The following is a 26,209-nucleotide window of genomic DNA, read 5'->3' as shown; positions in this document are numbered from 1 at the left end:
TTGCCCGAAAGAAATTTTTAGTACATTTGCACCCACTTCGGACCAACCTCTGACGAAATGCGTGTATGTTGCTCTGATTCAAACTATTAATTTTTAGAAATCATGTCTGATTTAGTAAAATTCGTACAAGAAGAATTTGTAGCAAAAAAAGATTTTCCTGAGTTTAATTCAGGTGACACAATTACTGTGTACTACGAAATTAAAGAAGGTGAAAAAACAAGGACTCAGTTCTTTAAAGGTGTTGTTATCCAGAAAAGAGGTACTGGTATGACGCAAACCTTCACCATCCGTAAAATGTCAGGTTCTGTAGGTGTAGAGCGTATCTTCCCTATCAACATGCCTGCTTTACAAAAAATTGAACTTAACCAGAGAGGTAAAGTGCGCAGGGCACGTATCTTCTACTTCAGGGATCTTACCGGTAAAAAAGCCAAGATCAAAGAAAGAAGGAGATAATTTACTCTTCTGTACATTATATCAAATCCCCGCAATGCGGGGATTTTTTTGTTTAGCTACTTTAAAAAATACCCACTTATGGGTATTTTTTTACTTACAATCACTGTTTACATTTGAAACACTAAAAATTACAAACGATAACGTGAAATAAATCCATTTTAGTTTCGGGGTGTGAAATGCCCTGTTGCCTTTCAAAAAGCGGCAGGGCTATCTAATTTCATTCTGAAGCTCTTTCAGCCTTTTCTTATGTGCACGCAATACATCGCGCACATCCCTCACCGCATCACGGGCACACTTATCCACTTTTTTAAGTTCTATAGAAAACTGTTGTAGCCTTTCAGCCTCCTCAGGGGTTAGCTTAGTGGTAATGCTTTCGGCAAAAGTTGTAAAGTCTTCTGCAACAGAATCTGTGGTAGCATACGATTCTTTAAGATCATCATATAATTCAGAAAGCTCTTTTAAAATATCCTTATAATCTGTAAGGTAGCGCTTATAAAGTTCCTTTTTCAGTTTCTTCTCTTTTTTATTAAATATACTCATGGGGTAAAATTAGCGGAGCAAATCTCGGTAGTTAGTTCCAGAAAAATTTTACCGCATTATTAAGTTTTCTTTACTAAAAACAGGTTTAATACTTATTATCTGATAAAAAGGCATGAGCAACTGCCGGCATTATTTATCAAACTTTTTATATTTACAATCATTAATATTAAAGTATGAAACCAAGACTATTAATTACTACGGCACTACTATTTATACTTTGCACTTCCTGCCTTAACCTGAGCTTGCGGGCTATTGGAGCATATGATACCAAAGCAGAGCCGAAAGCTTTTACTAATAACAAAAAGACTATGGTGTTTATACCAATGCACCATATAGGTTTAAAGGAATTTTATGATGACGTGCACAGGCTGACTGACAGCCTGCATAATGAAGGATATATTGTATTATATGAAAGTGTAAAGACAAAAGATTCACTAACTGATGAACAGAAGAAAATCCTTAACCTTAAACTCCGTAAGATGGTAGGTGTAAATATTGATACCATCGGATATCTTGACACTGTAAATAACAGGCTTATGGGAAGGAGATTTAAAAACAGAAAGGGGCTTATAAATCAGCCGCACCCCCGTTTAATGGGAGCCGACTTTAGTAAAGACCGTGTTCAGGATGTACCATTTAACAAACTAATTGCCGAATATGAATCGAGGTACGGAGAAATAATGTTAAACCCATGCGATTACAACCTTCGCCCTCATGAAAAATATGAGTGTGGCAAAGAACCTGATGACCAGGTTAATGCCATTATAAGGGGCTACAGGGAGGAAAGCCTGGCTAAAGGAATAATGGAAGAAGAGAATGATAAAATTGTAGTGGTATATGGCGCTTTACATGAGTGGGGACTGTACAAAAAACTTCAGGCATTGGACAGTACGTGGACACGGGTAATAAAGCCTAACTAACATGCACCATCATTATATCATCTATAAACCCTATGGATACCTTAGCCAGTTTATCTATAACCTTAAACGGAATAAAAAGCTGCTCGGTGAATTTTATGATTTCCCTGAAGGGACAATGGCTATTGGCAGGCTCGACGAAGATTCCGAAGGGTTGCTGCTGCTAACCACCGATGGCATGATGAGCGAAATTGTACGCAGCAAAAAAGTAGTAAAGGAATATTATGCACAGGTTGACGGGCTCATTACCCCTGAAGCTATAAAGCAGTTGCAGGAAGGTGTAGAAATAGGCTTTAAAGGTATCCGTTATACTACCCTGCCCTGCTTGGCAAAAAAAATTGACGCCCCACAACTACCGGAACGGAGCAAAAAAATAAGGGATGAACGCCACGGCCCCACATCATGGGTAGCTATAACAGTAACAGAGGGCAAATTCCGCCAGGTACGGAAAATGACCTCTGCTGTGGGTTTCCCTACACTGCGCCTGGTAAGGGTACGGATAGGGAATATTCATCTGGGAAATTTACAACCCGGAGAGGTTAAAGAAGTTCCCGGCTTTGATGTTTAGTTTACAGGTTCTATTTTAAAGCCTGCTTTTTTAACCGTTTCCATAACTTCGTCTTGTGTAGCACCATTTGCTACAACAGTCAAAATTTTATCAGGGTTATCGGTATCTACACTCCACTCTTTAATTTCCTCTTTATTGTTTAGGAGAGGAGTAACTTTGGCAACACAACCGCCACAGTTAATACTGGTTTTAAATTTCATTTCTTTTTCCATATTTTAAATAGTTTATATCTTTTTCATTTTAAGAAGCAGGCTGTTGCTAACCACACTAACACTGCTCAACGCCATTGCCGCACCTGCAATCATCGGGCTTAGCAAAAACCCGTTAACAGGATATAACACGCCGGCCGCAACGGGTATGCCTATCACATTATAAATAAAAGCCCAGAATAAATTCTGCCGAATGGTAGTTACCGTTTGCGCCGATAAACGTATTGCCTGTGGCACTTTAAGTAAATCGCCCGAAATAAGGGTAACTTTAGCTACGTCCATAGCAATATCACTACCCTTGCCCATAGCTATACCCACATCAGCCTGCGCGAGCGCGGCGCTGTCATTAATACCATCTCCTACCATAGCAACTGTTTTGCCTTGCTGCTGCAACTGCCTGATAAATTCAAGTTTGTCCTGCGGTAAAGCCCCAGCGCGATAGTGTGTTATTCTTGTTTCTTTGGCAACAGCGGCAGCCGTTTCGTTATTATCACCTGTAAGCATATATACCGCTATCCCTTTATCCTGCAACTGCTTTATAGCCTTTGCAGAAGTACCTTTAATGGTATCGGCTATAGCTATACCGCAAAGCACCTCATTATCATCAGAGAACAATACTATGGTGTTGGCTTTAATAAGCCTTTCCTGTATCCATCTGTTAACCGAATCAGGTACTTTTATACCGCGTTGCATTATTAGCGCACTATTGCCAATGCTGTAAACCTTGCGATTATAAGTAGCCTCTACTCCCCTGCCTTCTATGTTCTGTATTGTAACATTGTTCATAAACTGTGCCTTATTGCTAAGGTAACGGGCAATGGCATCGCCCAACGGATGCTCAGATGATTTTTCTATGGTATATAATATATCCGTGTACTCCTCTTTTTCTTCAGCAAACCATTTAACAGCTACTACTTTTGGCTTACCTTCGGTTATGGTACCTGTTTTATCCAGCACTACGGCATTTACTTTTTTGGCAGTTTCAAGGCTTTGTGCATCTTTAATCAGTATGCCGTTTTGTGCCCCCTTGCCCACTCCAACCATTATAGCTGTAGGTGTGGCTAGCCCGAGCGCACACGGGCAGGCTATAACCAAAACGGTTATCATGGCAAGTAAACCGTGTGTAAGGCTGTTTTCTCCGCCAAAAATAAGCCATACTGCAAGTGTTATCAGTGCCAGTATAATTACTACAGGCACAAAGATACCGGCAATTTTATCTACAAGGCGCTGCACGGGCGCCTTGCTGCCTTGTGCATCCTGCACGGTCTTTATAATTTGCGATAACAGCGTCTGGCTGCCTACTTTTTGAGCTTTAAAGGTAAAGCTGCCTTTTTGGTTAATTGTCCCTGCATATACAGCGCTGCCTTTTGTTTTTTCTACCGCTATGGGTTCACCGCTAAGCATGCTTTCATCAACAAAAGAGCCGCCTGAAATCACCTCGCCGTCTACTGCAATCTTTTCACCTGGTTTAACCAGAATTCTATCACCGATAGTTAAATCGGCAACAGGCACTTCCTCCTGTCCTGTTTGGGTAATTAGAGTAACGGTTTTCGGCTGCAGCCCCATCAGGCTTTTTATGGCTGATGATGTGCTGCCTTTTGCTTTTTCTTCCAACAACTTGCCCAGCAGGATGAAAGCGATTACCACAGCAGCGGCCTCAAAATATACATGGGCGTGCAGGCCTCTGTTATGCCATACCTGCGGAAAAAGCGTATTAAAAACACTGAACAGGTAAGCCGTACCGGTACTTACCGCAACAAGTGTGTCCATATTGGCCGATTTATGCCTCGCCTGCCTGTAAGCACCTGAAAAGAACTGCCTGCCAAAAAATAACACAACAGGAGTTGCCAATGCCCACATGGCATAATTGGCCCACCACATCCCCATAAGCGATGGTACCATGCCTATAACCACCAAAGGCACACTAAGCGCTATGGCCCAAAAAGTGCGTTTCTTAAGTTGGCTATAATGCTTTTGCTGTATTGCTTCGATAGTATCTGTTGCTTCATTACCCTCATTTAGAATAAGATCATATCCTACAGATTGCAGTGCGGACTTCAGTTTTTGGGGAGAGGTAATGGTTGGAATATATTCAACTGTTCCGTTGCCATTGGCATAATTAACGGCCGCATTAACCACGCCCGGCTGCATCATAAGCACATCCTGGCTTGATGCCGCACAAGAGGCACAGCTCATACCCGTAACAGGAAAACTTTGTTTAACAGTAGTTACATCATAACCCAGGCTGCGTATTTTTTTAACGGCTTCAGGTAATGCTGTAGGTGCGTCTGTGGTTGTAATAACCGCCCTGTTGTTATTAAGCTCTACGTGGTGTGCGGTAACAGCTTTAACCTCATCAAGGGCATTATCTACAATAAGGGCGCAGTGTTCGCTGTCAACGCCTTCTAAAGGTAAATAAACTATATTATCAGATTTATCCATTACTTTATATTAATAATACAAAGTTCGGATGCACAGGTGTAAGTGGCGTTACAAAATTAAGGAAACGGTTTACAGATTTTTGGAAACCGCATCAAGCGGCTTTCGTGAGTTTGCTCCGCTTTTGCGAAACTCTGTTGGTGTTATACCGGTTACCTTCCTGAATTGTGCCGAAAGGTGAGATACACTGCTATAGCCAAGTTTATGAGCAATTTCGCTAAGGGTTAGCTGATTATAAAGCAGCAGTTCTTTAACCTTTTCGGTTTTCTGAAGAATAATAAAATGCTCTATGGTGATACCTTCATGTGCCGAGAAAAGCTTGCTTAGTCCCGAATAATCTTTATGCAGCTCTGAAGCCAGCAGTTCAGAAAATACTACTGCACCTCCATCAGAGTGATGAATATGATTTATGATAACAGATTTTATACGCTCTACCACCATATCTTTAGTATCGCCAAGCAATTTAAAACCCTGTTCTTTCAGTCGTTCACGAAGTAATACTAACTGCTCGGGGCCGGCTTCCTTTTTAGTTTCTGCCTCGCCCAAAGTAATACTTTCTGGCTCTAAATCAAGACCTTTAAAAATTTGTGTAACCGCTGCTACACAGCGGGGGCAAACCATATTTTTTATATAAAACTTCATTACTGTAAATTTAACCAATATCTGTTACTATATACTGTTAAACATATCTAATATAATTAACAAATCCGTAAGATTTTTTTTAGCATAACTTTAAAACTCCGAAATGTTAATTATCTATACTTTTAGGGTGAATGAACACAAAGGTTAAGAAATACTTACGAAAGAGCGGTAAAGTACTGCTCTGGATAATAGGATCGGTTATCGGGTTATTCCTGCTGATAGTACTTTTATTGCAGGTGCCTTACGTACAAAATTTAGTTAAAGATAAAGCTGTCAGTTATTTAGAAGACAAAATAGGTACAGAAGTACAAATCGGCCGAATAGAAATAGGGCTTCCTAAAAAAGTAATTCTCGAAGGTATCTATTTTGAAAGCCAGGAGGGCGATACGCTTTTGGCAGGTGAAAAACTAAAGGTTGATATCAGCCTCTTTAAGCTTTTAAGCAACGAAGTAGAGCTTAATTCTGTAGAACTGGAAGGTATTGTAGCCAATGTAAAGCGCAATAAAGATTCGGTTTTTAACTTTGATTATATTATAAAGGCATTTGACACAGGCAAACCCAAAGACACTACATCTGCCCCAATGACTTTTTCTCTGGATAATATTGAGCTTGACCGTATCAGGATTACCTATAACGATGCCATTACCAAAAACAATATAGCAGCTAACTTAGGGCATTTTGATACGCATGTAAAGAAATTCGATCTTGAGAACATGCAGTTTGAAGTACCGGAAATTAACCTTGACGGGCTCAGGCTAACACTTGAACAGGGGATGGTTGATGAAATTGCAAAAAGCACGCAAAAAGTAGCGGAAGAAGCCTCATCCAAACCTGATTTGGGAATTAAATTAGGTAATATAAATCTTGCAAATATTGATATTGGCTATGATAATGCCGGCACGAGGCTCGATACAAGATTTGTACTTAAAGAACTTATAGCAGAGGTTAATGCCATAGACCTGAAAAATCAACTGATAGACCTTGAAAACTTTGAGCTTAACGGCGTTAAAGGGCAGCTTACGTTAGGTAAAACAGAAAAAGAAGCAGTAGAGAAACTGCCTGAAGAAAGCCCTGAAGCTGCTTCGGCGCAATGGAAGTTTAAGCTTGCAAATACTGATATTAAAGATGTAAACTTCAGGTTCAATAATATGAATACTGCTCCTGTTGCCAAAGGTATTGACTATATGCATCTTGATATAAAGGATTTTAACCTTGAAGGCGAGGCTTTATCATATACTACAGACGTAATTTCCGGTAAACTTGATAACGTTAGTGTAAGCGAAGCTAACAGTGGTTTGCTAATTAAAAAACTGCAAACTGATTTTTATTATGGCCCTGAAAGCGCAAAGCTCGAAAACCTGTACCTAGAAACCCCGCAAACGCTGCTTAAAGAAAGAATCATTGTAGGATATCCCTCCATAGCTTCATTACAGGAAAATATTGGCGAACTGAAAATTGATGCGAACCTGAACGGGAGCCGCATTGGGTTTAAAGATGTGCTGACTTTTGTTCCCACCCTTGCTGACACTAACCCGTTTAAAGATAACCCTAACGGTGTATTGTACATAAATAGTGATGTAGAAGGAAAGGTAAGCGACCTCAGGATAGCAAATCTTCAAATCAGGGGTATTGGCAGCACTACCCTTGCTGCCAGTGGGAGGATTAAAGGGCTGCCTGATGCGCAAAGCGCTTATTTTGAGATGAATGTTCGTGAGCTGCGGACTACCGCCAAAGACATTAAAGGTTTTGTACCCAAAGGCACTATACCTGCTAACATACAGTTGCCTCAAAGCCTTTCGGCAAGGGCTATATTTAAAGGTACTTTAAACAACTTCAATACCAACCTTAGCCTTGGCAGCAGCATGGGCAATGCGCGCATTAGGGCTACGTTTGACCAGCGCCGCAAACACTACGAAAAATATGATGCAAACATAGATATACAAAATTTTGATGTAGGCCGCCTTATCAGTAACGATTCTTTAGGAAGGATTACACTTAAAGCAGATGTGAAAGGCACAGGGCTTAACCCACAGACTGCAAATGCTACTTTAAAAGGAACACTGGCAAAAGCCGAATTCAACAGTTACACGTATCGAAACCTTGATATTGACGGCAGTGTGAATAACGGAGCATTTGAGGTTACAGCCGATATGGCCGACCCCAACCTGGAGTTTGACCTTGTTGCGAGTGGTGGATTTAAAGACAAATATCCTAACGGAAAAATAAGGCTTAATGTAGATATAGCCGACCTCAACAAGCTAAACCTGCACGCAGGGCCGCTAAAGCTAAGAGGTAATGTAGATGCCGATATAACCGATTCTGACCCTGACAATCTTAACGGTAAAATAAGCCTGCACCATTTTATGTTTGCCAATGCCGAAGAGCAGTTTGGGCTGGACTCTGTCAATATAATAGCCGAATCTACCGCAGAGAAAAACTCTTTGCTGATAAGCTCGCAGATTGTAGATGCTTACATGACAGGAAAATATTCACTTACAGAAGTGCCAACGGCACTTTCTAATACGCTTTCCAAATATTATAACACCAACCCGGGTGCAGCAAGGCAGCAAACAAAACCGCAGCGTTTTAATTTTATGGTTCATGTAACTAATGACCCTGTCCTGAACAAACTTTTACCGCAGCTTGAGCGTATAGAACCCATCAACATAATTGGTAAATATAACAGCGAGTACGACAGTATTAGTGTTAATGCTGTAATTCCGCGCATTGTTTATGGCGCCAATACTATTTCGGGTGTGGTAGTAAACCTTCAGAACGAGGACAGCGCGCTTGTTTATAATGTGCGGGTAAATGGTGTGGAGAACGAGCAGTTTAAAGTTCCGAAAACAATCGTTGCAGGTGCAATTGTAGATAACACGCTAACCTACAGGTTAGAAATTGTAGGCCGCAAAGAAGAAGAACAGTATATGATAGCGGGAGAAATGCGGGCTGCAGAGGGTAATACTGAAATTGTTCTCGATCCGGAAGGGCTTACACTCAATTATGAGCCGTGGGCCATTGCCGCCGATAACGTTATCCGTTTTGGTGAAAGTGGTATTTATGCCAATAACTTTGAGATGAGCAGCGAAGGCAGCTCTATAGCGTTGCAGTCGGTTTCAGAAGAGCCGGGCGCACCGCTTGATGTTACACTAAGCAATTTTGAGATTGAAACACTTACCAACATCATCCAGAAAGAAGAACTGAAGATAAAAGGTAATATAGATGGTACTGCCCAGCTTAGGAACCTTAATACAGAGATGGAATTTACATCTGACCTGACAATTGAAAATCTTGCTGTTAGTAAAGACACTGTAGGTAATGTGCGTATTCAGGTAAACAATGAGGTAGCTAACACCTACACGGCAGATGTTGCCATTACAGGTAACGGTAACCAGGTAAATTTAAACGGTACCTATAATACTGCGGGCAGCAATTTTGATATGGACCTTGACATACAAAAGCTAAACATGAGCAGTGTGCAGGCATTTACATTTGGCAACGTTAAAGAAGGCGAAGGCTACCTTAGCGGTAACTTCAGGGTAACAGGAACTGCAACAGCCCCTAATGTAAACGGCAACCTTAAATTTAATGATGTTGGCTTGCTGGTTACACCGTTAAATGCCCGTTATGAATCTATAAACGACAACATTAGCTTTACCGATAGCGGCATCAGCTTTAACAGCTTTAAGGTTCAGGATACCGATAATAACCTGCTCGAAATAAATGGTAATATTGCCACTACCAATTATACCGAATTTGGCTTTGATTTAAATGTAAATGCAGAAAATTTCAGGGTAGTTAATTCTACAGCCAAAGATAACGACCTGTATTATGGTAACCTGATAATCGATACCAATATAAACGTAAACGGAACACTGGAAAGCCCCGTGGTAGATGGTAACCTTCGTATAAATGAAGATACCGAATTTACGGTTGTGCTGCCACAGCAGGATCCTTCTATTGCCGACCGTGAAGGCATCGTAGAGTTTATTGACCAGGATAACCTGGAAATTAAGCAAAGGCTTAAAATGGAGGAAGACTTTAACCAGTCAGACGTTACGGGCATGGATGTTTCTGTAGCCATAGAAATTGTGAAAGAAGCAGAGCTTAACCTGATTATTGATAAAGGTAACGGCGACTTTTTAAGGCTTCAGGGTGAGGCACAGTTAACAGGCGGAATTGACCCATCGGGCAAGACTACGCTTACAGGACGCTATGAATTTACTGAGGGTGCTTATGAAATGACTTTTAACTTCCTGAAAAGAAAATTTGAAATACAGGAAGGAAGTTATATTCTCTGGACGGGCGAGCCTACAGAAGCTAATATTAACATAACTGCCGTGTATCAAACAGAAGCCGCCCCGCTGGACCTTCTTGACGGGCAGCTAAACGTTTCGCAATCTGAAAGAAATACCTATAAACAAAAAATACCTTTCAATACACTCCTAAAAATGGAGGGAGAGCTGCTCTCGCCCGAACTGTCATTTGATATCGTACTACCGGAAGGCAATTATAATGTATCAACCAATATTATTAATAACAGCCGCGCCAAGCTGGAGCAGTTGCGCCAAGAGCCTTCAGAGCTTAACAAGCAGGTATTTGCTTTGTTATTGCTTAACCGTTTTATTGGCGAGAACCCGTTTGCAAGCGAAACCGGTACAAGCGGTGAAGCACTTGCCCGCCAGAGTGTGAGTAAAATTTTATCGCAGCAGCTAAACAACCTGGCATCTGACCTTATTAGCGGTGTTGAACTTAATTTTGATTTAGAATCTACGGAAGACTATACAACCGGGCAACGTGAAAACCGTACCGACCTTAACGTGGGTATTTCTAAGAGGCTGCTTAATGACAGGCTCAAGGTAACTGTGGGCAGCAGCTTCGGGCTGGAAGGCCCGCAACAGGCTAATGAAGAAACAACCAATATAGCCGGAGATGTATCTGTGGATTATGAGCTTACCAAAGACGGCAGGTATATGGTAAGGGCTTACCGCAAGAACGAATATCAGGTTGCCCTGCAGGGACAGGTGGTAGAGACAGGCGTGGCCTTTATCATCACTATGGATTATGATAAATTCAGGGAGCTCTTTCAACGCAGCGAAGAAGAAAAAGACATGAGGCAAAGGGAAAGAGAACGCCGTAAACGCGAGAAGGAAGAATCTGAAAAAGAAAAAGCCGCCAAAGAGGAGAATGAAGACTTGCCGCCAAACACTACTAAAGATGAAGAATAGCCATATAGTTTATTACCTTATAACTGCCCTTGTGCTTAGCTACGGCTGCAGCAATACCAAATACCTGCCCGAAGGCGAGATGCTTTATGTGGGCAGCGAGGTAAATGTAAAAGACACCGTTATATCTAAAAAAGACAGGAAGGCGCTGGAAAGCGAAATGGAAGACCTGCTGCGCCCGAGGCCTAACCGTAAAATACTTGGCATGCGGGTTAAGCTTTATTTTTATAATCTTGCCGGAGAGCCAAAAAAAGATAAAGGCTTCCGTTATTGGCTGCGTAATAAGGTGGGGGAACCTCCTGTACTGTTCAGCCAGGTGGATATGGATTATAATGCCGACCTTCTGGAGAATTATGCCGAAAACAAAGGATATTTTAAAACGCGGACAGAATCTGACTCTACTTCGCATAACCGCAGGGCAGAAGTTGAATATACGGTTGAGTTGGGCAGGCAGTATAAAATAAGGAATGTGACCTTTCCTGAAGATTCTACCCGTATAGATACAGCCGTTGCCAAATTAAAGCGCTGGAGCCTGCTGCGCCCCGGTAACCCTTTCGACCTGAATGTAATTAAGGCGGAACGCGAAAGAATAGACAGGCTGCTAAAAAACAAAGGCTATTATTATTTTAATCCTGATTACATATTGGTTCAGGCAGACAGTACTGTAGGCGACCGCCAAGTAGATATGTTTGTAACCGTAAAAAGGGAAACACCTGAAGAAGCACGCAAACCCTATACTATTAACAACATATACATATATCCCAATTATTCTATAAGCAATCTTCAGGACACCATAAGGCCACCTTTAGACTCTGTACAGCAGTATAAAGATTTTAAAATAATTGACCCTGAAAATACTTTCCGTCCAATCATTTTCGACCGTTCGCTGTATTTTCATAAGGGTGATATCTATAACCGCAAAGACCATAACCTGTCGCTTAACAGGCTGGTTAACCTTGGTGTGTTTAAATTTGTGAAAAATGAATTTTATCCTGCCGATACCACAAATGCGCTTGATACCTACTATTACCTGAGCCCGCTACCGAAAAAATCAATCCGTGTAGAGGCACTTGCCAAAACAAACTCGGCAAATTATAATGGTACAGAGCTAAATGTTAACTGGAGCAACCGCAATACCTTCCGCGCGGCAGAGTTATTAACTTTAAGTGTTTTCGGAGGACTTGAAGTACAGGTCTCCGGGCAGAATAAGGGCTATAACGTGTACCGGGTGGGTGGCGAGGCAAGCCTTGTGTGGCCTCGGTTCATAACTCCGTTTGAGGTGCATTCTTCAAGTGGCTTTGTACCTAAAACAAGGGCTTTGGTTAGTTATGAATACCAAAACAGGCAAAAGCTGTATTCATTAAACTCCTTCAGGGGGCAGTTTGGCTATTTGTGGAAAGAAAACATATATAAAGAACACCAGCTAAATGCGCTGGATGTAAACTATGTTAGCCCTGCAAATGTAACTGATGAATATCGGAGTCAGATAGCTGACAATCCTTCACTGCAAAGGGTAATAGATAAGCAGCTGATATTTGGCCCTACTTACTCTTATACTTATACCAATACTATGCGTAAGTTTAAGCGCCATACATTTTATTACAAAGGCTCTTTAGACCTTGCAGGTACTATTGCAGGCCTTGCTACCGGCGCCAATGTAAAAAAAGGTGATACAATAAATATACTTAATGTACCCTTTAGCCAGTTTGTGAAAATGGAGCATGATTTTAGGCACTACCTGAGGCTTGGCAGGAATTCTAAACTTGCCAGCAGGATAATTGTAGGCATTGGAGTACCTTATGGTAACTCGTCAGAACTACCATTCATGCGCCAGTTCTTTGTAGGTGGTACTAACAGTATAAGGGCTTTCAGGGCACGTTCTATAGGCCCGGGCAGTTACCGTGACCCTGATATAGATGAGAATGGCTTTTTACCTGATCAAAGCGGCGACCTCAAGCTGGAACTAAATACCGAATACCGGGCTAAATTGTATAAAATTATTGAAGGCGCATTATTTGTAGATGCCGGAAATATTTGGCTGTGGAATGAGCGTAAAGATTTAAACGGTGAAAACATTGCACCCGGAGCAAAATTTTCAAAAGATTTTTATAAAGAGCTTGCCGTTGGTACAGGCTTTGGTTTAAGGTTCGACCTATCCTTCCTTGTACTACGTACCGACCTGGCTTTCCCGATACGAAAGCCATGGCTGCCCGAAGGCGACAGATGGGTACTTGACGAAGTTGATTTTGGCGGTAAATACTGGCGCAGGGAAAACCTTGTGTTTAACCTTGCAATAGGTTATCCTTTTTAATTACATAATTTAAAAGGATAACCTGTATAAGAGAATTAATTAAAGTTGTAGTAATTTGTAATAACGAAACAGCTATACTTTAACTGATTCTTTGTCAGCGGTTTGCTTTTGCCTTTTGTCAGGCCTTATTATCATGCGCAGCGACTGGTCTTTAGAGAAGTAGGCTACCATCCAGTTCCAGAAAGTAGTAATCCTGTTCCTGTAGCTGATGAGTGACATAAGGTGGATAAATAGCCACATCAGCCATGCTATAAAACCATTAAAATGCATCTTGGGTTTGGGCAGGTCAACTACTGCTTTATTTTTACCGATAATAGCCATAGAACCCTTATCATGATAATCAAAAGGTTTTAATGCCTCCCCTTTAATCATGCGCTTAAAATTCATAGCAAGGTGTTCGCCCTGTTGTATTGCAACCTGTGCAACCTGCGGATGCCCATCGGGCCACTCAGGGTCAGATAGCTGAATGCAGGTATCGCCAATAGCATAAATATTGTTGGTATGGGCTACTTTATTAAATTCATCCACTGCAAGGCGCCTGCCCCTGCCATAGCTCTCTTTCGGCAATCCGTCAAATATCTTAGCAGAAACCCCGGCAGCCCATATAAGGTTTTTAGAGCTAATTGTTTCTCCGTTCGAAAGATGGACGGTATCACCATCAAAATCAGTTACCCGTGTATTCAGCTTTATAATAACACCCAATTTCTTTAAAGCGTTGTAAGTATCCTGCTGCGATTTTTTGCTCATAGGCCCCAGTAGTGCATCGCCGCCATCAACAAGGTAGATGTTGCTGGCGCTTGTGCTTAATTCAGGATACTCCTTGCGCAAAATACCATTTTTCATTTCTGCAAACATACCTGATACCTCAACACCGGTTGGCCCACCTCCCGCAACAACTATGTTAAGGTACTTGCGGCGTTCGCGGCTGTTGTTGCAAATAGCTGCTTTTTCCATACGCTGAAGCAGCTTGTTGCGCATTTCTATAGCATCATTAAGCGTTTTCATAGGGATGGAGTTTTTCTGCACATTCTCCATACCGAAATAATTGGTCTCGGCTCCTGTTGCAAAAACGAGGGCATCATACTCTATCTCGCCGTTATGAAGTATTGCTTTGTTTCCTGCCGTATCTACACGCAGCAATTCGCCTAACCTGAACTGCACGTTGCCCCTGCTCCTGAAAAGCTTTCGGAAAGGATAGCTTATACTGGATGGCTCTAAATAGGCTGTGGCAACCTGGTATATTAATGGTGGGAAAAAATTATAATTATTCTTATCTACAAGTGTTACTTTGAAGTTTTTATTTCCTGCGAGGCCCTCTGCCAGGTTGATGCCTGCAAAGCCCCCTCCTATTATTACTATTTTCATGGAAATAATTTTTGGTTTTGTGATGCCAAAAGCGGCTTTTTACTCATATAAAGTTACGTATTTTAAGCATATCAGGCAATGTAACAGTACCACTCATTTTAATTTTAGCAAACATTTGGCAAAACACATTTTGTAAGATAACTTTCCAGTAAAATAGTTTTAGTATTTTGTTAATATTATAGTTTTTGCATAGCTGTATGATTATTTTTATGCTTTAACCAATAACTGTAATATGTATATATTCAGCAAAAAATTCTTTAAAGACACCCTTACAATACTTAAAGATGCCGGTATCGGCTTTATGGAAGACAAAGGATTAAAGCTAAGCGCTTCCTTGTCATATTATACTGTTTTCTCACTTGCCCCTATGTTATTGCTCATTATATCTTTAGCAGGTGCTATTTGGGGTAATGAAGCTATAGAAGGCCGCGTGTTTGCAGAAATACACGGGCTTATCGGCGACAAGGCTGCTGCCCAGGTGCAGGAGGTAATCAGTAATCTTAAATTATCAGGTGAAACTACTTTATCTGTAATTATAGGGGCTATTACACTTATAATAGGTGCTACAACCGTTTTTGGGGAAATTCAGGACTCAATCAATATAATATGGAGGATTAAGGCAAAGCCTAAAAAAGGATGGCTTAAGCTGATAAAAGACAGGCTGCGCTCGGGTTCAATTATCATAGGGCTCGGCTTTTTGCTTATCGTTACACTTATAGTAAATGGTGTAATTGCTGCGCTGGGAAATATGCTGCACGAATATTTTCCGGATATTACCATAGTTTTGATGCAGGTAATTAGTATTGCACTAAGCTTTTTAGTGATCTCGGTATTATTCGGAGTAATTTTTAAAGTACTGCCTGATGCCGAGATTGCATGGAAAGACGTCAGGGCCGGTGCTCTGTTTACTGCCTGCCTTTTTATGCTGGGCCGCTACCTGATAAGCCTTTATATAGAAAAGACTGCGGCAGGCTCACCTTATGGTGCTGCAGGCTCTATCATCATAATTTTGCTGTGGGTATATTTTACAGCCGCAATACTTTATTTTGGTGCTGAATTCACAAGGGCTTACGCCAATTTTGTGGGAATACGGATACGCCCTTCTGAATATGCAGTATACGTGGAACAAAAAGAAGTAGAAAAAAAAGTGGATGCTATCCCCCTGCAGAACAGGAGTTGCCTAACAGACCCTAATATACCTGATGAGGAATGCACCGATGAAGAAAAGTAATGGTCAATTACTTTTATAAATGAAAAAGCCCTGTAACAAATTTATTACAGGGCTTTTTACTATTTAGAGTGAAATATGTTTAAACATTAAGGTTTCCTTCTACTCCGCCATCATCCATTGTTTTGCCTGTTACGGCTGCAGCAGCCATTTTCAGCATGCTAACCATTTTGCCATATTTGGTATCCCAGTAATAGGCATCCGAAGGCTCTACTTTTATAACGCTTACATCAGGGTCATTTTTACCTTCCTCAAACCAGGTGTTTGCAACAGGTGTCCATATATCCTCTACATGCGACTTATCTTTGTAGATAAGCGCTTTTCCGAAAACTGACAGATAATGTGAATCTGAGTTTTTAGCAAATATCAGTTGCACGTCATCATCATGCTTAATCTCGAAATTTTTGTTGCTTTTAGATGAGCTTATAAACCAAAGGTTGCCCATGTCATCTACTTCCAGTACGGTCATTGGCCTTGTTGGTATTGGCCTTACCGAAAGTTCTGTGCAAAACATGCACATCTTAATGTCTTCTGCCATTTCTTTAATCTTACTAATGGCTTCGTTACTGAATAAGTCTTTTTTATCTCCCATAGCTTTTTTTTGTTTTCCTGATTATACAATTGTTTCTCCTGATACCCAGCTAACGGCAGTATCATATTCTGCTTTTGTAAAGCCTTTAAACTCACCCGGCATTACTTTGCTGAAACCGTCAGTAAATTTTATTACAGCATCAGAGTCAGAAACAATAGCGGCACGGTTCCATTTAGTAATGTTCTGTATGCCCAGCAATGCATCCTGAAGCCAGGCACCGAGTGTAAAATCTTTAGGTGAGTTGTCTAAGAATAGGAGGTAGTTAAGTTTCCCTGTACGTTCTACCAGTTCAGAAACTTTTAGTTTTACGGGCTCAAAATCTTCTTTGGTTACTTCGCCTTCGCTACGAAAGCCTACCATATTTTGCGGCAGCCCCTGTATTTGGGTAATCATGGTTGTTAGGATTTAAAATTAGTAATAAACCAAATTTACCCTTAATAAACCTGAAGCTATGTTATTGGTATCTTAATAATTACAGAAAATTATTATAAAGTATGCAATTGCTTCTCCATAATAAAATCTTCCATCAGGTAGCCATTGCCTATATGTATATCTTCTTCGCCCGTTTTTGTAAACCCTGTTTTAGTATAAAAATGAAATGCCTTATTAAAACGGTTTACATTAAGTGTAATAGCCGTATTGCCTGCTGCGGCAGCTTCGCGTTCAATGGCCTTTAAAAGAAGTGCTCCCACTCCCCTGCCCTGGCTTTCGGGTAAAACATATAGTTTATGGATTTTGGTAGCGCCGGGTTTACAGTTCAATTCGTATGATGCAAAACCATAAAAACTACTTCCCTCCTGCGCAAGCAGGAACTGATGCCCTTTGTGCTGTAGCTGCTCCTGCAAAGAGGCATGGCTGTACATCATCTCAAACATATAGTCCAGCTGCGCTTTGGTAAGTATTTCGCGGTAGGTAGGTTCCCATACCATTGCAGCAAGGCTGTTTATAAGTGCTGTATCTGCAGGGCCTGCTTTTCTGATTTCCATACAATTTATTTATTGCAAAAGTACCTTATTTTTGGGCTCTTTTTGTATTGATAAAAGTACAAAATAATTATTGGCACAGTAATTGGATATTTGCTGTTACACAACAAAACTAAATATTTAGTGGTATAAACCTACACAAGATGAAAACGATTTTTAACCATATAGCCCTGTTTGCTTTTTTATTTGCAGGCCACGTTTTTGCACAGGACGTAACAACTGTGAGGGCTAATAGCTATGATATAAGTGATAACCTTAACCTTAAAGCGGTTGCTTCGATATTTGGTGAGTCACGCGATCTTGAAGATTTTGAAAGAAGGCTTAATGACCCAAGCATGCAGATAAGCAACCTTGACCTTAACGGGGATAACAGGGTAGATTATTTAAGGGTTATTGAAGCTACTGAAAACAACACCCACCTTATAATACTACAGGCCGTTTTAGGTATTGATACCTTTCAGGATGTGGCAACCATTGAGGTAGAAAGGGACAGGCACAATAACGTACAGGTTCAGGTAGTGGGCGATGTTTATATGTACGGTACTAACTATATATATGAACCCGTATATGTATCAAGGCCATTAATATTCGATATATTCTGGGTTAGCAGTTACCGCCCTTATTATTCACCGTGGTACTGGGGTTACTACCCTGTATATTATAATTACTGGGCGCCGTGCCCTGTGTACAGGTACAGGAACCATGTAAATGTTTACATTAATAACAGGAACAGCTATTATTACGTAAATTCAAGAAGGAGCAGCCGTGCTGTGGCACTGCACAACAGCAGGAGGGCTAATGCTTATGAGCGTATGCACCCTAACAACTCTTTCTCAAGGCGTACAGAGGTTAACAACCGCTACGCGCTGGAACAAAGCAGGAGCAGTGTAAACTCAAGAAATGCCCTTAACTCAAGGAGCAGCTATAACAGCGACAGCTACAGCAGCGCATCAAGAAATAATGTGAGCAGCAGCAGGAACAACAACAGCAGGACTGTAAATGCTTCGAACACTAATAATACTGTACGCAGTTCTAACATAAACAGGAATAGTGTTAACAGGGTGCAGAATGATAATAACAGCAGGGCAACAGTGCCTACAGTATCAAGAAGCAGCAGTACTGCAACAAGGCAGCCAAGCTACACCCCTTCAAGTGGAAGGAGCAACAACCCGGTTATGCAAAGCAGCAGGAACACTACAAGGGTAAATAATGCTGTGCAACGCAGTACACCCGCACAAAGCAGCAGGCAACCATCTGTAAGAAGTGCAGCACCTGCCAGAAGCAGTGCACCCGCCGTAAGGCAAAGTGCTCCTTCAAGAAGTAACAATACATCTACAGTAAGAGGTTCAGGCTCTTCATCAAGAGGCAGTGTTGCACCTGTAAGGCAGTCTAATAACTCAAGAACAAGAGGCTAATATAACTTCCCACAGATAGTTCAAAAGCATCGCACTAAGCGGTGCTTTTATATTTTATACTACCCGCTTCGATTTTATAGCCTCTATCCATTCCTCACGGCCACAAACGGTACAATTAGCGTGTACAGGCTCGAGCTGTTGCACATTGGCACAAAAAGTACAGGCATAGGTACCTGATTTCGGGATATCTTTACTTTTCATGGCAAAAAGCTGAGGGCGTATCGGCAGCCCATACTTCACATCTTCATCTTCATAAAAGTAAACGCTTATAGCCCCGTTGGTTTCTATATATGCATTTCGAACCTGCCCAAGATGTTCTATAGAGCGCAGGCGCAGTTCAGCAAAAAACTCATCAAGCGCAAGGTCTTCTTTTTTAAAGCTCTGTAAAGAAAACTGCCCGTCTTCTATAATACACTTTACCTTTCCCTCGATAAAGTTCTCGAACCTTTTGCTCTTTCCCAGCATCCAGGTTACTAAACGATACATAAGCAGCACGGTTATAAAAACGGTAAGTGCCGGTATAAGCCCTACATCTTCATAAAACATGGGGTCACCCGCAGCAGAACCTAATGAAATAATGATTACCACTTCAAAAACCGAAAGCTGCTTTACACCTCTCTTTCCTGCAAACTTTAGCGTGAGCAGTACTATGATAAACATTATACAGGTCCTGAAAAGTACTTCCAGTAAAAAAGCTACAGGCAGGTCGTTAAACAACAGTCGTTTCCACTCAAATATATCATCCATAGCTAAAAGATTTTATCCTAAAATTACTACAATCAGCTAAGGGGTTAACAAACATTAGCACAACTTTAGTACTGTATTAGAACATGTTAAAGCGAGCTATGACTAACTTTGAAATAGTTAAATTCTATAACCATAAAAAACGTAAAATCATGAGCAAGAAAGTAGCAATACTGGCAACCAACGGATTTGAAGAAAGCGAGCTTAAATCGCCAAAAGAACATCTTGAAGAACAAGGCTGGACAGCACACATTATAAGCCCTGAAAGCGGTTCTATTAAAGCATGGAAAGGCAAAGACTGGGGCGGAACCTATACTGTAGATAAAAAACTTAGCGAAGTAAGCAGCAGCGATTATGATGCGCTTGTACTGCCGGGTGGTGTTATTAATCCGGACCAGCTGCGCACAAATGAGGAAGCACTTACTTTTGTAAGGGACTTTTTTAAAGCTAAAAAGCCTGTAGCGGCAATTTGCCACGGCCCGCAGATACTGATTAATGCAGAAGTTGTGGAAGGAAGGGAAATGACCTCTTACCACTCTGTAAGGAAAGATCTTGAAAATGCAGGAGCTAAATGGACAGACAAAGAAGTTGTTGTAGACCAGGGGCTTGTAACAAGCCGTAACCCTGACGACCTGCCTGCCTTCAACAAAAAGATGGTCGAGGAAATAAAAGAAGGTAAGCACGAAAAGCAGCATGCTTAATACATAACTATTATTAAAATGAAACGGAAAGCTTTTATACACTGTATGAAAGCTTTCTTTTTTATATCTTTCAATCTTCTAACTATAATTCTATGAAACTACCTATATCATTTGCAATCATATTTACTTTTATGGCACTACAAACCAACGCCCAGCTTAAAGCAGTAGCCTATACTGATGTCAGCCAAAAGCTTAACGGCTTTGCAATAGCTCCTGCCAAAAAAACACCACAAACACCGGGTATACTTATTTTACCTGCCTGGAAAGGTATAAGCGACCACTCTAAGCGTGTGGCTCAGGAACTGGCAGGGTTAGGTTACTATGCTTTTATAGCAGATATTTATGGCGAGGGCAACTATCCGAAGGATACCAAAGAGGCTGGTGAACAGTCGGGTTATTATAAAAGCCATCCTGAAGATTACCAAAGGCGTATAAAGCTGGCGATGGAGCAGCTTATAAAATTTGGCGCCAACCCCGAAGATATTGTTGTTATCGGCTATTGCTTTGGCGGCACAGGTGCGCTTGAAGCGGCTCGCGCTCAGATGGCTGTGCGTGGTGTAGTATCATTCCATGGGGGGCTTGGCAAAGATAAATCGAGGGAAAATAAGAAGATTAAAACAAAAGTTTTAGTTCTGCACGGTGCTGATGACCCTTATGTTCCGCAGGGGGACATTCTCGCTTTTCAGCAGGAAATGCGCGATGGCAACGCCGACTGGCAAATGATTTACTATGGCAATGCCGTTCATGCCTTTACTGAAAAAGAAGCCGGTAACGATAACAGCAAAGGCGCTGCATATAACGAACAGGCCGACAGGCGAAGCTGGAAACACTTTTTACTTTTCCTGAAGGAAACATTTGAGGAGTAAAACAAATCCAACTATATATGAAATTACTACAATTAATTGCTTTGACATTATTTATGCTATCAGTCAATACTACGGTAGCTCAGGAGACAACCGTAAAAGACAGCTTATATACTGCGACCTATAATGAACTGAAAGTACTTTATTTAAAAAGATTAGATTCTGAAATCTATCAAGAGCATATGAGGTTGCTCAGAAACTTCTATCATAAAACAAACCTAAAAAGCGATAAACGGTCTTTATTGAAACCCGATCCGATTGTCTGGATTGAAGAGAATCTTGCTCAAACAGATTTCTTTAGTGTTTTTGAAGCACAGCAGGAATGGGATGCTTTTAAAATGGCTGAAGAAAAAGAGTTTGAAGAGAATAAAGAATATCATAGAAAATTGAGAATCGCAATTTTTAAAGTTGGCCCGGAAATCCTTCGAGATCTTATGATGGATGCAATAGTTAACTATCCTGACAGATTTAACCCGCCACCTCCTTTAGAGAAAGCGGACAATTAATTTAGAGGCGCTGTCTCAAAAATGCACTTTCCGGCACTTTGTCATTCCGACGATACGAGGAATCTTAATTGAAATCAGCTATTTAAGATTCTTCACTTCGCTATCGCTTCGTTCAGAATGACACTTTTGAGACAGCCTCTTTTTCATTTTAATTAAATTCCTATTTTTATGCCGATAACCAATTGAAATATAACCAATGGGACATGGCCGCCTTCGCGATGATAAGACCTGCGAGAACTGCGGGTATATTGTAGATAAAAGCTACTGCTCGCAATACGGGCAAAAAAATGTAGAAACCCGGCAAACCTTTGGTGCACTGGTAGCGCATTTTATAGAAGACTTTACGCATTATGACGGCGCTTTCTGGAAAACAATAAAGTATTTGCTGTTTTACCCCGGCAGGCTTACAAAAGAATATCTGTCGGGAAAAAGGCAAAAGTTTGTACCGCCGGTTAAACTGTATATTTTTATAAGTTTTGTTACCTTTTTTATTGCTGTTAGTTCTATAGATGATGAAGGGCCCGATTTATCACAGGATAATACTGAAGCCAATACCGAAGAAAGGTATCACCTTACTATAAACAATAAAAAGATATATACTCCTCAGCAGCTCGACTCGGTACATAAAACACTTCCTGAAGATGAAAAGTTTAATGCTTTTGAGCTTTGGTTCGAAAAAAAACAGTTAGAAAAGGGACGGCAGCTTGGAGAAATTGATAGTAGTAAAAAAGGCTTTGTAAAGGAATTTGTACCCCTGTTACCGAAAGTACTGTTTATTTATCTCCCCATTTTTGCATTTTGGCTATGGGTATTTCATGGTAAAACAAGATGGTATTTTTTTGACCACGGTATATTTACACTACATTTTTATTCATTTCTTCTACTATCAGTAACATTGCTGGAGATATTTTTATTTATATTGAGTATTGTATTAACAGATGATATTGTAGATGCCATTACAATCATTTTATATTTTTTAAATATTATCTATGCCATCTTTTATCTGTTTAAGTCAAGATATAATTTTTATAAAGAGAAAATTGGGATATCTTTATTAAAAAGTTTTTTACTTTTATTGATAAATACGATATTTTTTCTTGCATTATTTATAATCGCGGCAATGTATGCCTCATATAAAATCTAAACTATGAAAAAAATTATTGCATTGCCGCTGGCGCTGTTTATATTGTCGTGCAGCAGCTCGCAGATTGCTCAAAAAAACCCTGCTAAGGCAGATGTGGCTAAGTACATGAACACCATAACACCTGCTGATTTAAAAAAACACCTCTTTATTGTTGCGGGAGACGAAATGGAAGGCCGCAATACAGGTACCGAAGGACAAAAGAAAGCAGGGCGTTACCTTATAAGCCAGTATGAGGCAAACGGTATATCATACCCAAAAGGCGCCGAGAATTTTTACCAGCCTGTACCATCCGCATTTATGGCAAGGGCATTTTCGCCTAAACTGAATGATTCGGAAAATATTTGGGCTTTTATAGAGGGTACCGAAAAGCCTGAAGAAATACTTGTTATCTCTGCCCATTATGACCATGTAGGCATGAAAAACGGCGAGATATATAACGGCGCAGATGATGATGGATCGGGTACTGTGGCATTGCTGGAAATTGCGCAGGCGTTTATGCAGGCAAAAAAAGATGGCTACGGGCCTAAAAGGTCAATCCTGTTTTTGCATGTAACAGGTGAAGAACATGGACTGCACGGTTCACGCTATTATTCAGAAAATCCGCTTTTCCCAATAGAAAATACTATTGCCGACCTAAATATTGATATGATAGGCCGCCGCGATGACGATCATAAAGATAACGGCAATTATGTATATGTAATCGGCTCTGACAGGCTGAGTACTGAACTGCATAATATAAACGAGGCAGCTAACGAAAAATATACTAAGCTGGAGCTGGACTACAGGTATAATGACAGGAACGACCCAAACCGTTTCTACTTCAGGTCAGACCACTATAACTTTGCTAAACACGGCATACCTATCATTTTCTATTTTAACGGTGTGCATGCTGATTATCACAAACCGGGTGATACACCTGATAAAATAGAATATGACCTGCTTGCAAAGCGGGCACAGCTTGCCTTTGCCACAGCGTGGGAACTTGCCAACAGGGAAAACAGGCCGGTTGTAGATAAAAACGGTGAATAGTAAGTAATTCAATATAAAAATAAACTCCGGCTGGTTACCGGAGTTTATTTTTTATTTTTTTTTGAAAAGCTGTTCGATACAAAAAGGATAATCCTGCTTTTGCGTTTCCTTACCAAAAAATCAGAATTAATAAAAACGCCTGTTATACATATTGCCATTAAAATGCCGAGCAGGGTTATGTATATACCGTCATTAAACGTTTGCAGTTGCGGCAGCTCTTCTATAAAATAGTACAGCGCCACGAAAAATACAACTACAGACAATATAAATGAGAATAACTTCATAAACCTTCACCTTTAGGCAAATACTATGGTTTTAAAAGTGTATTATAAAATTACCTGCTTTATTGCCCGTGATTTTAAAATCATTACAAAAAATGTAATCACTCTTATACCTGTAATGCAGTACAAAAGTAAACAAAATTAAGGCTGATTAAGGTCTTTTACCGTTAATTAATGAAAAAGATAACATTAAAGTGCCTGCATAAGCTCCTGAATACTAAAATATTCCTGTTCGCGGCCCTTAATGCGATACTTAAATTTATAGTGTATAACCCCTTCCAGGAAATCTTTAAAATAGGCAGTATCGTGCAATAGCTTCTCCTGCCCGCTTATACCTGCAGGGTTCATTGATATCTCTTTGCTGCACACCGCCTCAACTTCAAAATCAAAAGTTTCGTTTTCGTAGGTGCGTATAAAACCTTCCATATCAAAACCGGGGCTGTCTATGTTCTTATAGATATCCATATCCAGCGTTATACCGTGTTCCCTGTACTCTGCAGTAACACTGTGCTCATTTTCTTTGAATTTGAAATTTCCGTCGGCCTTAAAATAATCTTTAAAACCTTCAAAAATATTCTTTACCTCTTCCTTCTTGAGTTCTTTTCGGCGGTACTCGAACTTCTTTTTAAGTTCGTCGTGCTCTGCCTTAATATCAATCTTTATCTTCAGGTATCCTATATCCATTTGCTGAGGCAATTAAAGTTCGGCAACTTTAGGGCTGTAAAAGTTTACGTAAAAAAAGCTGTCAGGGTCTATGCCTTCCTCTATAAGTACGGCATTAATAGTTTCTGCGCGCTCATCGTCAGATGGTGCGGAAAGGTGTAAAAACTCTAAAAACTCGTCAAGGTTCCTGAATTTAAAGCTCAGGTTGGTATTAAGGGAGTATTCTGTAATACTGAATTCGGCTTTATTAACTTCAATCCCCGCATTTTCAAAAGCTTCCAGTATTGTTTTAAAATGTTCTTTCATGGCTGTATTTTTTATTAAATATAGCCCAAAAAAACTATTTCTGCAATAAGGTATCTATGGTAATTTTCATGGCGGCAATAGTTTCTTTCTGCGCCTCAATTGTTTTTAAAAGTGCTTCCCTTTCACTGTCATAAACAATTGCGGGTTCGGCGGCTTTTGGCAGGCTGCCTTTGGTATGCCCTTTAAATTTTATATACAGGTCTTCATTAACTAATTCATCCAGCGTAAGGTTATATTCTTCGCATATTTTCTGCATCACTTCAATCTTCGGGTATGAGACTCCCCTTACATAGGTTCCTACCACACTCTTCTTTAAACCGAACTTAGCGCCGAATTCATCCTGCGACAAAAAATTGTTTTCGCACAAATATTTAATATTTAGGCCTATATAATTTTTCATTTTCAAAATTAATGATATATTTGTAGAATTATAATCGCTTTTTCGATTTATTTTCTTATATTTATCTTTATAAATATAAAGAAAATTATTGCAAAAAAATAATTTTATGACAGTAAGTGACCTTCTGAAGGAAAGAAACAGGAAGATCGTGGAGCGGTACCACCAACTAAAAAACCTAAAAATGAAAAGCCATGACGCTAAAAAAATTATCAGCGCTGAGTTTAATAATCTGTCTATTTCTACAATTGATCAGGTTATATATAATAAGAACTATTCTAATAGCCCATTACCTGAAAAATAAATATCTGTAAGGTATAAAAGCAAAAAAAGCTTCGGGCACTACTTCGAAGCTTTTTTCTCTCAATGTATAAAGGATACAAACTTAACTACATACTCTCGTTTTTTATAACCCTGATTTTACCGGCCGGTACTTCGGCGGCATTATCTTTAACTATAAGTACGCCTAAAACGTTTAACGGTATATCTATAGATTCACCTGAGTGTTTTATGTCTTCAAGCAAATGCTCATAGTCTGCGGGGTTAAGCACTATAGAGTCGCCTTTATCAATGCGCTTTTCAAACAGATAATTGCGTATTGAAGCTACAGATACATGTCCTATGGTTAAAAGATTAGGCATAAATACATTTTTAGTTATGCTAAAATACTATTGGGAGAATAGTTTTT

Annotated in this window: 26 protein-coding genes; 12 read left to right on the top strand and 14 right to left on the bottom strand. The window is 40.3% G+C overall.

Annotated features, from left to right (window positions below):
* Positions 1-102: 102 nt before the first annotated feature.
* Entirely contained in the window at positions 103-453 is a 351-nt protein-coding gene (gene rplS / locus KJK34_RS01650; RefSeq protein WP_223052103.1) for a 50S ribosomal protein L19, read from the top strand.
* Positions 454-660: 207 nt separating this feature from the next.
* On the opposite strand, the gene KJK34_RS01645 is transcribed toward rplS, so the two are convergent.
* Complete coding sequence (locus KJK34_RS01645; RefSeq protein WP_223052102.1) at positions 661-993, bottom strand: hypothetical protein; 333 nt, start codon at positions 991-993, stop codon at positions 661-663.
* 173 nt (positions 994-1,166) lie between these two features.
* Here KJK34_RS01645 and KJK34_RS01640 point away from each other — a divergent pair, with 173 nt between their 5' ends.
* A complete protein-coding gene (locus KJK34_RS01640; RefSeq protein WP_223052101.1) occupies positions 1,167-1,913 on the top strand; it encodes a hypothetical protein in 747 nt (248 codons plus the stop codon).
* A gap of 1 nt (position 1,914) precedes the next feature.
* Positions 1,915-2,478, top strand: coding sequence for a pseudouridine synthase (locus tag KJK34_RS01635; protein WP_223052100.1), 564 nt, complete (start codon positions 1,915-1,917; stop codon positions 2,476-2,478).
* Here the strand turns inward: KJK34_RS01635 and KJK34_RS01630 are convergent.
* The 3 genes from KJK34_RS01630 to KJK34_RS01620 all read right to left on the bottom strand — a co-directional run bounded on the left by KJK34_RS01630 (position 2,475) and on the right by KJK34_RS01620 (position 5,768).
* Entirely contained in the window at positions 2,475-2,690 is a 216-nt protein-coding gene (locus tag KJK34_RS01630; RefSeq protein WP_223052099.1) for a heavy-metal-associated domain-containing protein, read from the bottom strand. The two genes, KJK34_RS01635 and KJK34_RS01630, sit on opposite strands and share 4 nt — an antisense overlap.
* Positions 2,691-2,702: 12 nt before the next feature.
* Entirely contained in the window at positions 2,703-5,129 is a 2,427-nt protein-coding gene (locus KJK34_RS01625) for a heavy metal translocating P-type ATPase (protein ID WP_223052098.1), read from the bottom strand.
* A gap of 69 nt (positions 5,130-5,198) precedes the next feature.
* Complete coding sequence (locus KJK34_RS01620) at positions 5,199-5,768, bottom strand: helix-turn-helix domain-containing protein (RefSeq protein WP_223052097.1); 570 nt, start codon at positions 5,766-5,768, stop codon at positions 5,199-5,201.
* A gap of 131 nt (positions 5,769-5,899) precedes the next feature.
* On the opposite strand from KJK34_RS01620, the gene KJK34_RS01615 reads away from it, so the two are divergent.
* Both KJK34_RS01615 and tamL read left to right on the top strand, forming a co-directional pair.
* A complete protein-coding gene (locus KJK34_RS01615) occupies positions 5,900-10,996 on the top strand; it encodes a translocation/assembly module TamB domain-containing protein (protein ID WP_223052096.1) in 5,097 nt (1,698 codons plus the stop codon).
* A complete protein-coding gene (tamL, locus tag KJK34_RS01610; protein ID WP_223052095.1) occupies positions 10,986-13,304 on the top strand; it encodes a translocation and assembly module lipoprotein TamL in 2,319 nt (772 codons plus the stop codon). Before KJK34_RS01615 ends, tamL begins: the two co-directional genes overlap by 11 nt.
* Positions 13,305-13,376: 72 nt before the next feature.
* Here the strand turns inward: tamL and KJK34_RS01605 are convergent, their stop codons facing one another.
* Positions 13,377-14,669: an NAD(P)/FAD-dependent oxidoreductase gene (locus KJK34_RS01605; protein WP_223052094.1), complete on the bottom strand. Its 1,293-nt coding sequence runs from the start codon at positions 14,667-14,669 to the stop codon at positions 13,377-13,379.
* Positions 14,670-14,901: 232 nt separating this feature from the next.
* Between KJK34_RS01605 and KJK34_RS01600 the strand changes: the two genes are divergently transcribed.
* Positions 14,902-15,900, top strand: a complete 999-nt coding sequence (locus KJK34_RS01600; protein ID WP_223052093.1) for a YihY/virulence factor BrkB family protein — start codon at positions 14,902-14,904, stop codon at positions 15,898-15,900.
* A 79-nt stretch (positions 15,901-15,979) separates the two neighbouring features.
* On the opposite strand, the gene KJK34_RS01595 is transcribed toward KJK34_RS01600, so the two are convergent.
* The 3 genes from KJK34_RS01595 to KJK34_RS01585 form a co-directional block, all read right to left on the bottom strand.
* Positions 15,980-16,489 (bottom strand): pyridoxamine 5'-phosphate oxidase family protein, encoded by a 510-nt coding sequence (locus tag KJK34_RS01595; protein ID WP_223052092.1) that lies wholly within the window; start codon positions 16,487-16,489, stop codon positions 15,980-15,982.
* Between the two features lie 21 nt (positions 16,490-16,510).
* Positions 16,511-16,882: a SpoIIAA family protein gene (locus tag KJK34_RS01590; protein ID WP_223052091.1), complete on the bottom strand. Its 372-nt coding sequence runs from the start codon at positions 16,880-16,882 to the stop codon at positions 16,511-16,513.
* A gap of 92 nt (positions 16,883-16,974) precedes the next feature.
* Positions 16,975-17,475, bottom strand: a complete 501-nt coding sequence (locus KJK34_RS01585) for a GNAT family N-acetyltransferase (protein ID WP_223052090.1) — start codon at positions 17,473-17,475, stop codon at positions 16,975-16,977.
* 140 nt (positions 17,476-17,615) lie between these two features.
* On the opposite strand from KJK34_RS01585, the gene KJK34_RS01580 reads away from it, so the two are divergent.
* The gene (locus KJK34_RS01580) at positions 17,616-18,887 is read left to right on the top strand and encodes a hypothetical protein (RefSeq protein ID WP_223052089.1); all 1,272 of its coding nucleotides are present in this window, start codon (positions 17,616-17,618) and stop codon (positions 18,885-18,887) included.
* 54 nt (positions 18,888-18,941) lie between these two features.
* Here KJK34_RS01580 and KJK34_RS01575 read toward each other — a convergent pair whose 3' ends face one another.
* Positions 18,942-19,634 carry a DUF421 domain-containing protein gene (locus KJK34_RS01575; protein ID WP_223052088.1) on the bottom strand — a complete coding sequence of 231 codons (693 nt, stop codon included), beginning with the start codon at positions 19,632-19,634 and terminating at the stop codon, positions 18,942-18,944.
* A gap of 149 nt (positions 19,635-19,783) precedes the next feature.
* Here KJK34_RS01575 and KJK34_RS01570 point away from each other — a divergent pair, with 149 nt between their 5' ends.
* The 5 genes from KJK34_RS01570 (at position 19,784) to KJK34_RS01550 (ending at position 23,874) form a co-directional block, all read left to right on the top strand.
* Positions 19,784-20,332, top strand: a complete 549-nt coding sequence (locus tag KJK34_RS01570) for a type 1 glutamine amidotransferase domain-containing protein (protein WP_223052087.1) — start codon at positions 19,784-19,786, stop codon at positions 20,330-20,332.
* Positions 20,333-20,424: 92 nt separating this feature from the next.
* Positions 20,425-21,198: a dienelactone hydrolase family protein gene (locus KJK34_RS01565; protein WP_223052086.1), complete on the top strand. Its 774-nt coding sequence runs from the start codon at positions 20,425-20,427 to the stop codon at positions 21,196-21,198.
* A gap of 17 nt (positions 21,199-21,215) precedes the next feature.
* Positions 21,216-21,701: a hypothetical protein gene (locus tag KJK34_RS01560; RefSeq protein ID WP_223052085.1), complete on the top strand. Its 486-nt coding sequence runs from the start codon at positions 21,216-21,218 to the stop codon at positions 21,699-21,701.
* 196 nt (positions 21,702-21,897) lie between these two features.
* The gene (locus KJK34_RS15180; protein WP_236937558.1) at positions 21,898-22,845 is read left to right on the top strand and encodes a DUF3667 domain-containing protein; all 948 of its coding nucleotides are present in this window, start codon (positions 21,898-21,900) and stop codon (positions 22,843-22,845) included.
* Between the two features lie 3 nt (positions 22,846-22,848).
* Entirely contained in the window at positions 22,849-23,874 is a 1,026-nt protein-coding gene (locus KJK34_RS01550; protein ID WP_223052084.1) for a M28 family metallopeptidase, read from the top strand.
* Between the two features lie 44 nt (positions 23,875-23,918).
* Here the strand turns inward: KJK34_RS01550 and KJK34_RS01545 are convergent, their stop codons facing one another.
* From KJK34_RS01545 to KJK34_RS01525, 5 genes are all read right to left on the bottom strand, one after another.
* On the bottom strand, positions 23,919-24,158 hold the full coding sequence (locus KJK34_RS01545) for a hypothetical protein (RefSeq protein ID WP_223052083.1): 240 nt from the start codon (positions 24,156-24,158) through the stop codon (positions 23,919-23,921).
* Positions 24,159-24,344: 186 nt separating this feature from the next.
* Positions 24,345-24,839 carry a hypothetical protein gene (locus KJK34_RS01540; protein ID WP_223052082.1) on the bottom strand — a complete coding sequence of 165 codons (495 nt, stop codon included), beginning with the start codon at positions 24,837-24,839 and terminating at the stop codon, positions 24,345-24,347.
* 12 nt (positions 24,840-24,851) lie between these two features.
* Complete coding sequence (locus KJK34_RS01535) at positions 24,852-25,124, bottom strand: hypothetical protein (RefSeq protein WP_223052081.1); 273 nt, start codon at positions 25,122-25,124, stop codon at positions 24,852-24,854.
* A 34-nt stretch (positions 25,125-25,158) separates the two neighbouring features.
* Complete coding sequence (locus KJK34_RS01530; protein ID WP_223052080.1) at positions 25,159-25,524, bottom strand: helix-turn-helix domain-containing protein; 366 nt, start codon at positions 25,522-25,524, stop codon at positions 25,159-25,161.
* A gap of 386 nt (positions 25,525-25,910) precedes the next feature.
* Entirely contained in the window at positions 25,911-26,162 is a 252-nt protein-coding gene (locus KJK34_RS01525; RefSeq protein ID WP_223052079.1) for a hypothetical protein, read from the bottom strand.
* Positions 26,163-26,209 lie beyond the last annotated feature (47 nt).

It is taken from the genome of Flavobacterium coralii (genome assembly GCF_019891545.1).
GTDB classification, from domain to species: Bacteria; Bacteroidota; Bacteroidia; order Flavobacteriales; family Flavobacteriaceae; genus Flavobacterium; species Flavobacterium coralii.
This window is presented reverse-complemented; position numbering and strand designations above follow the sequence as displayed.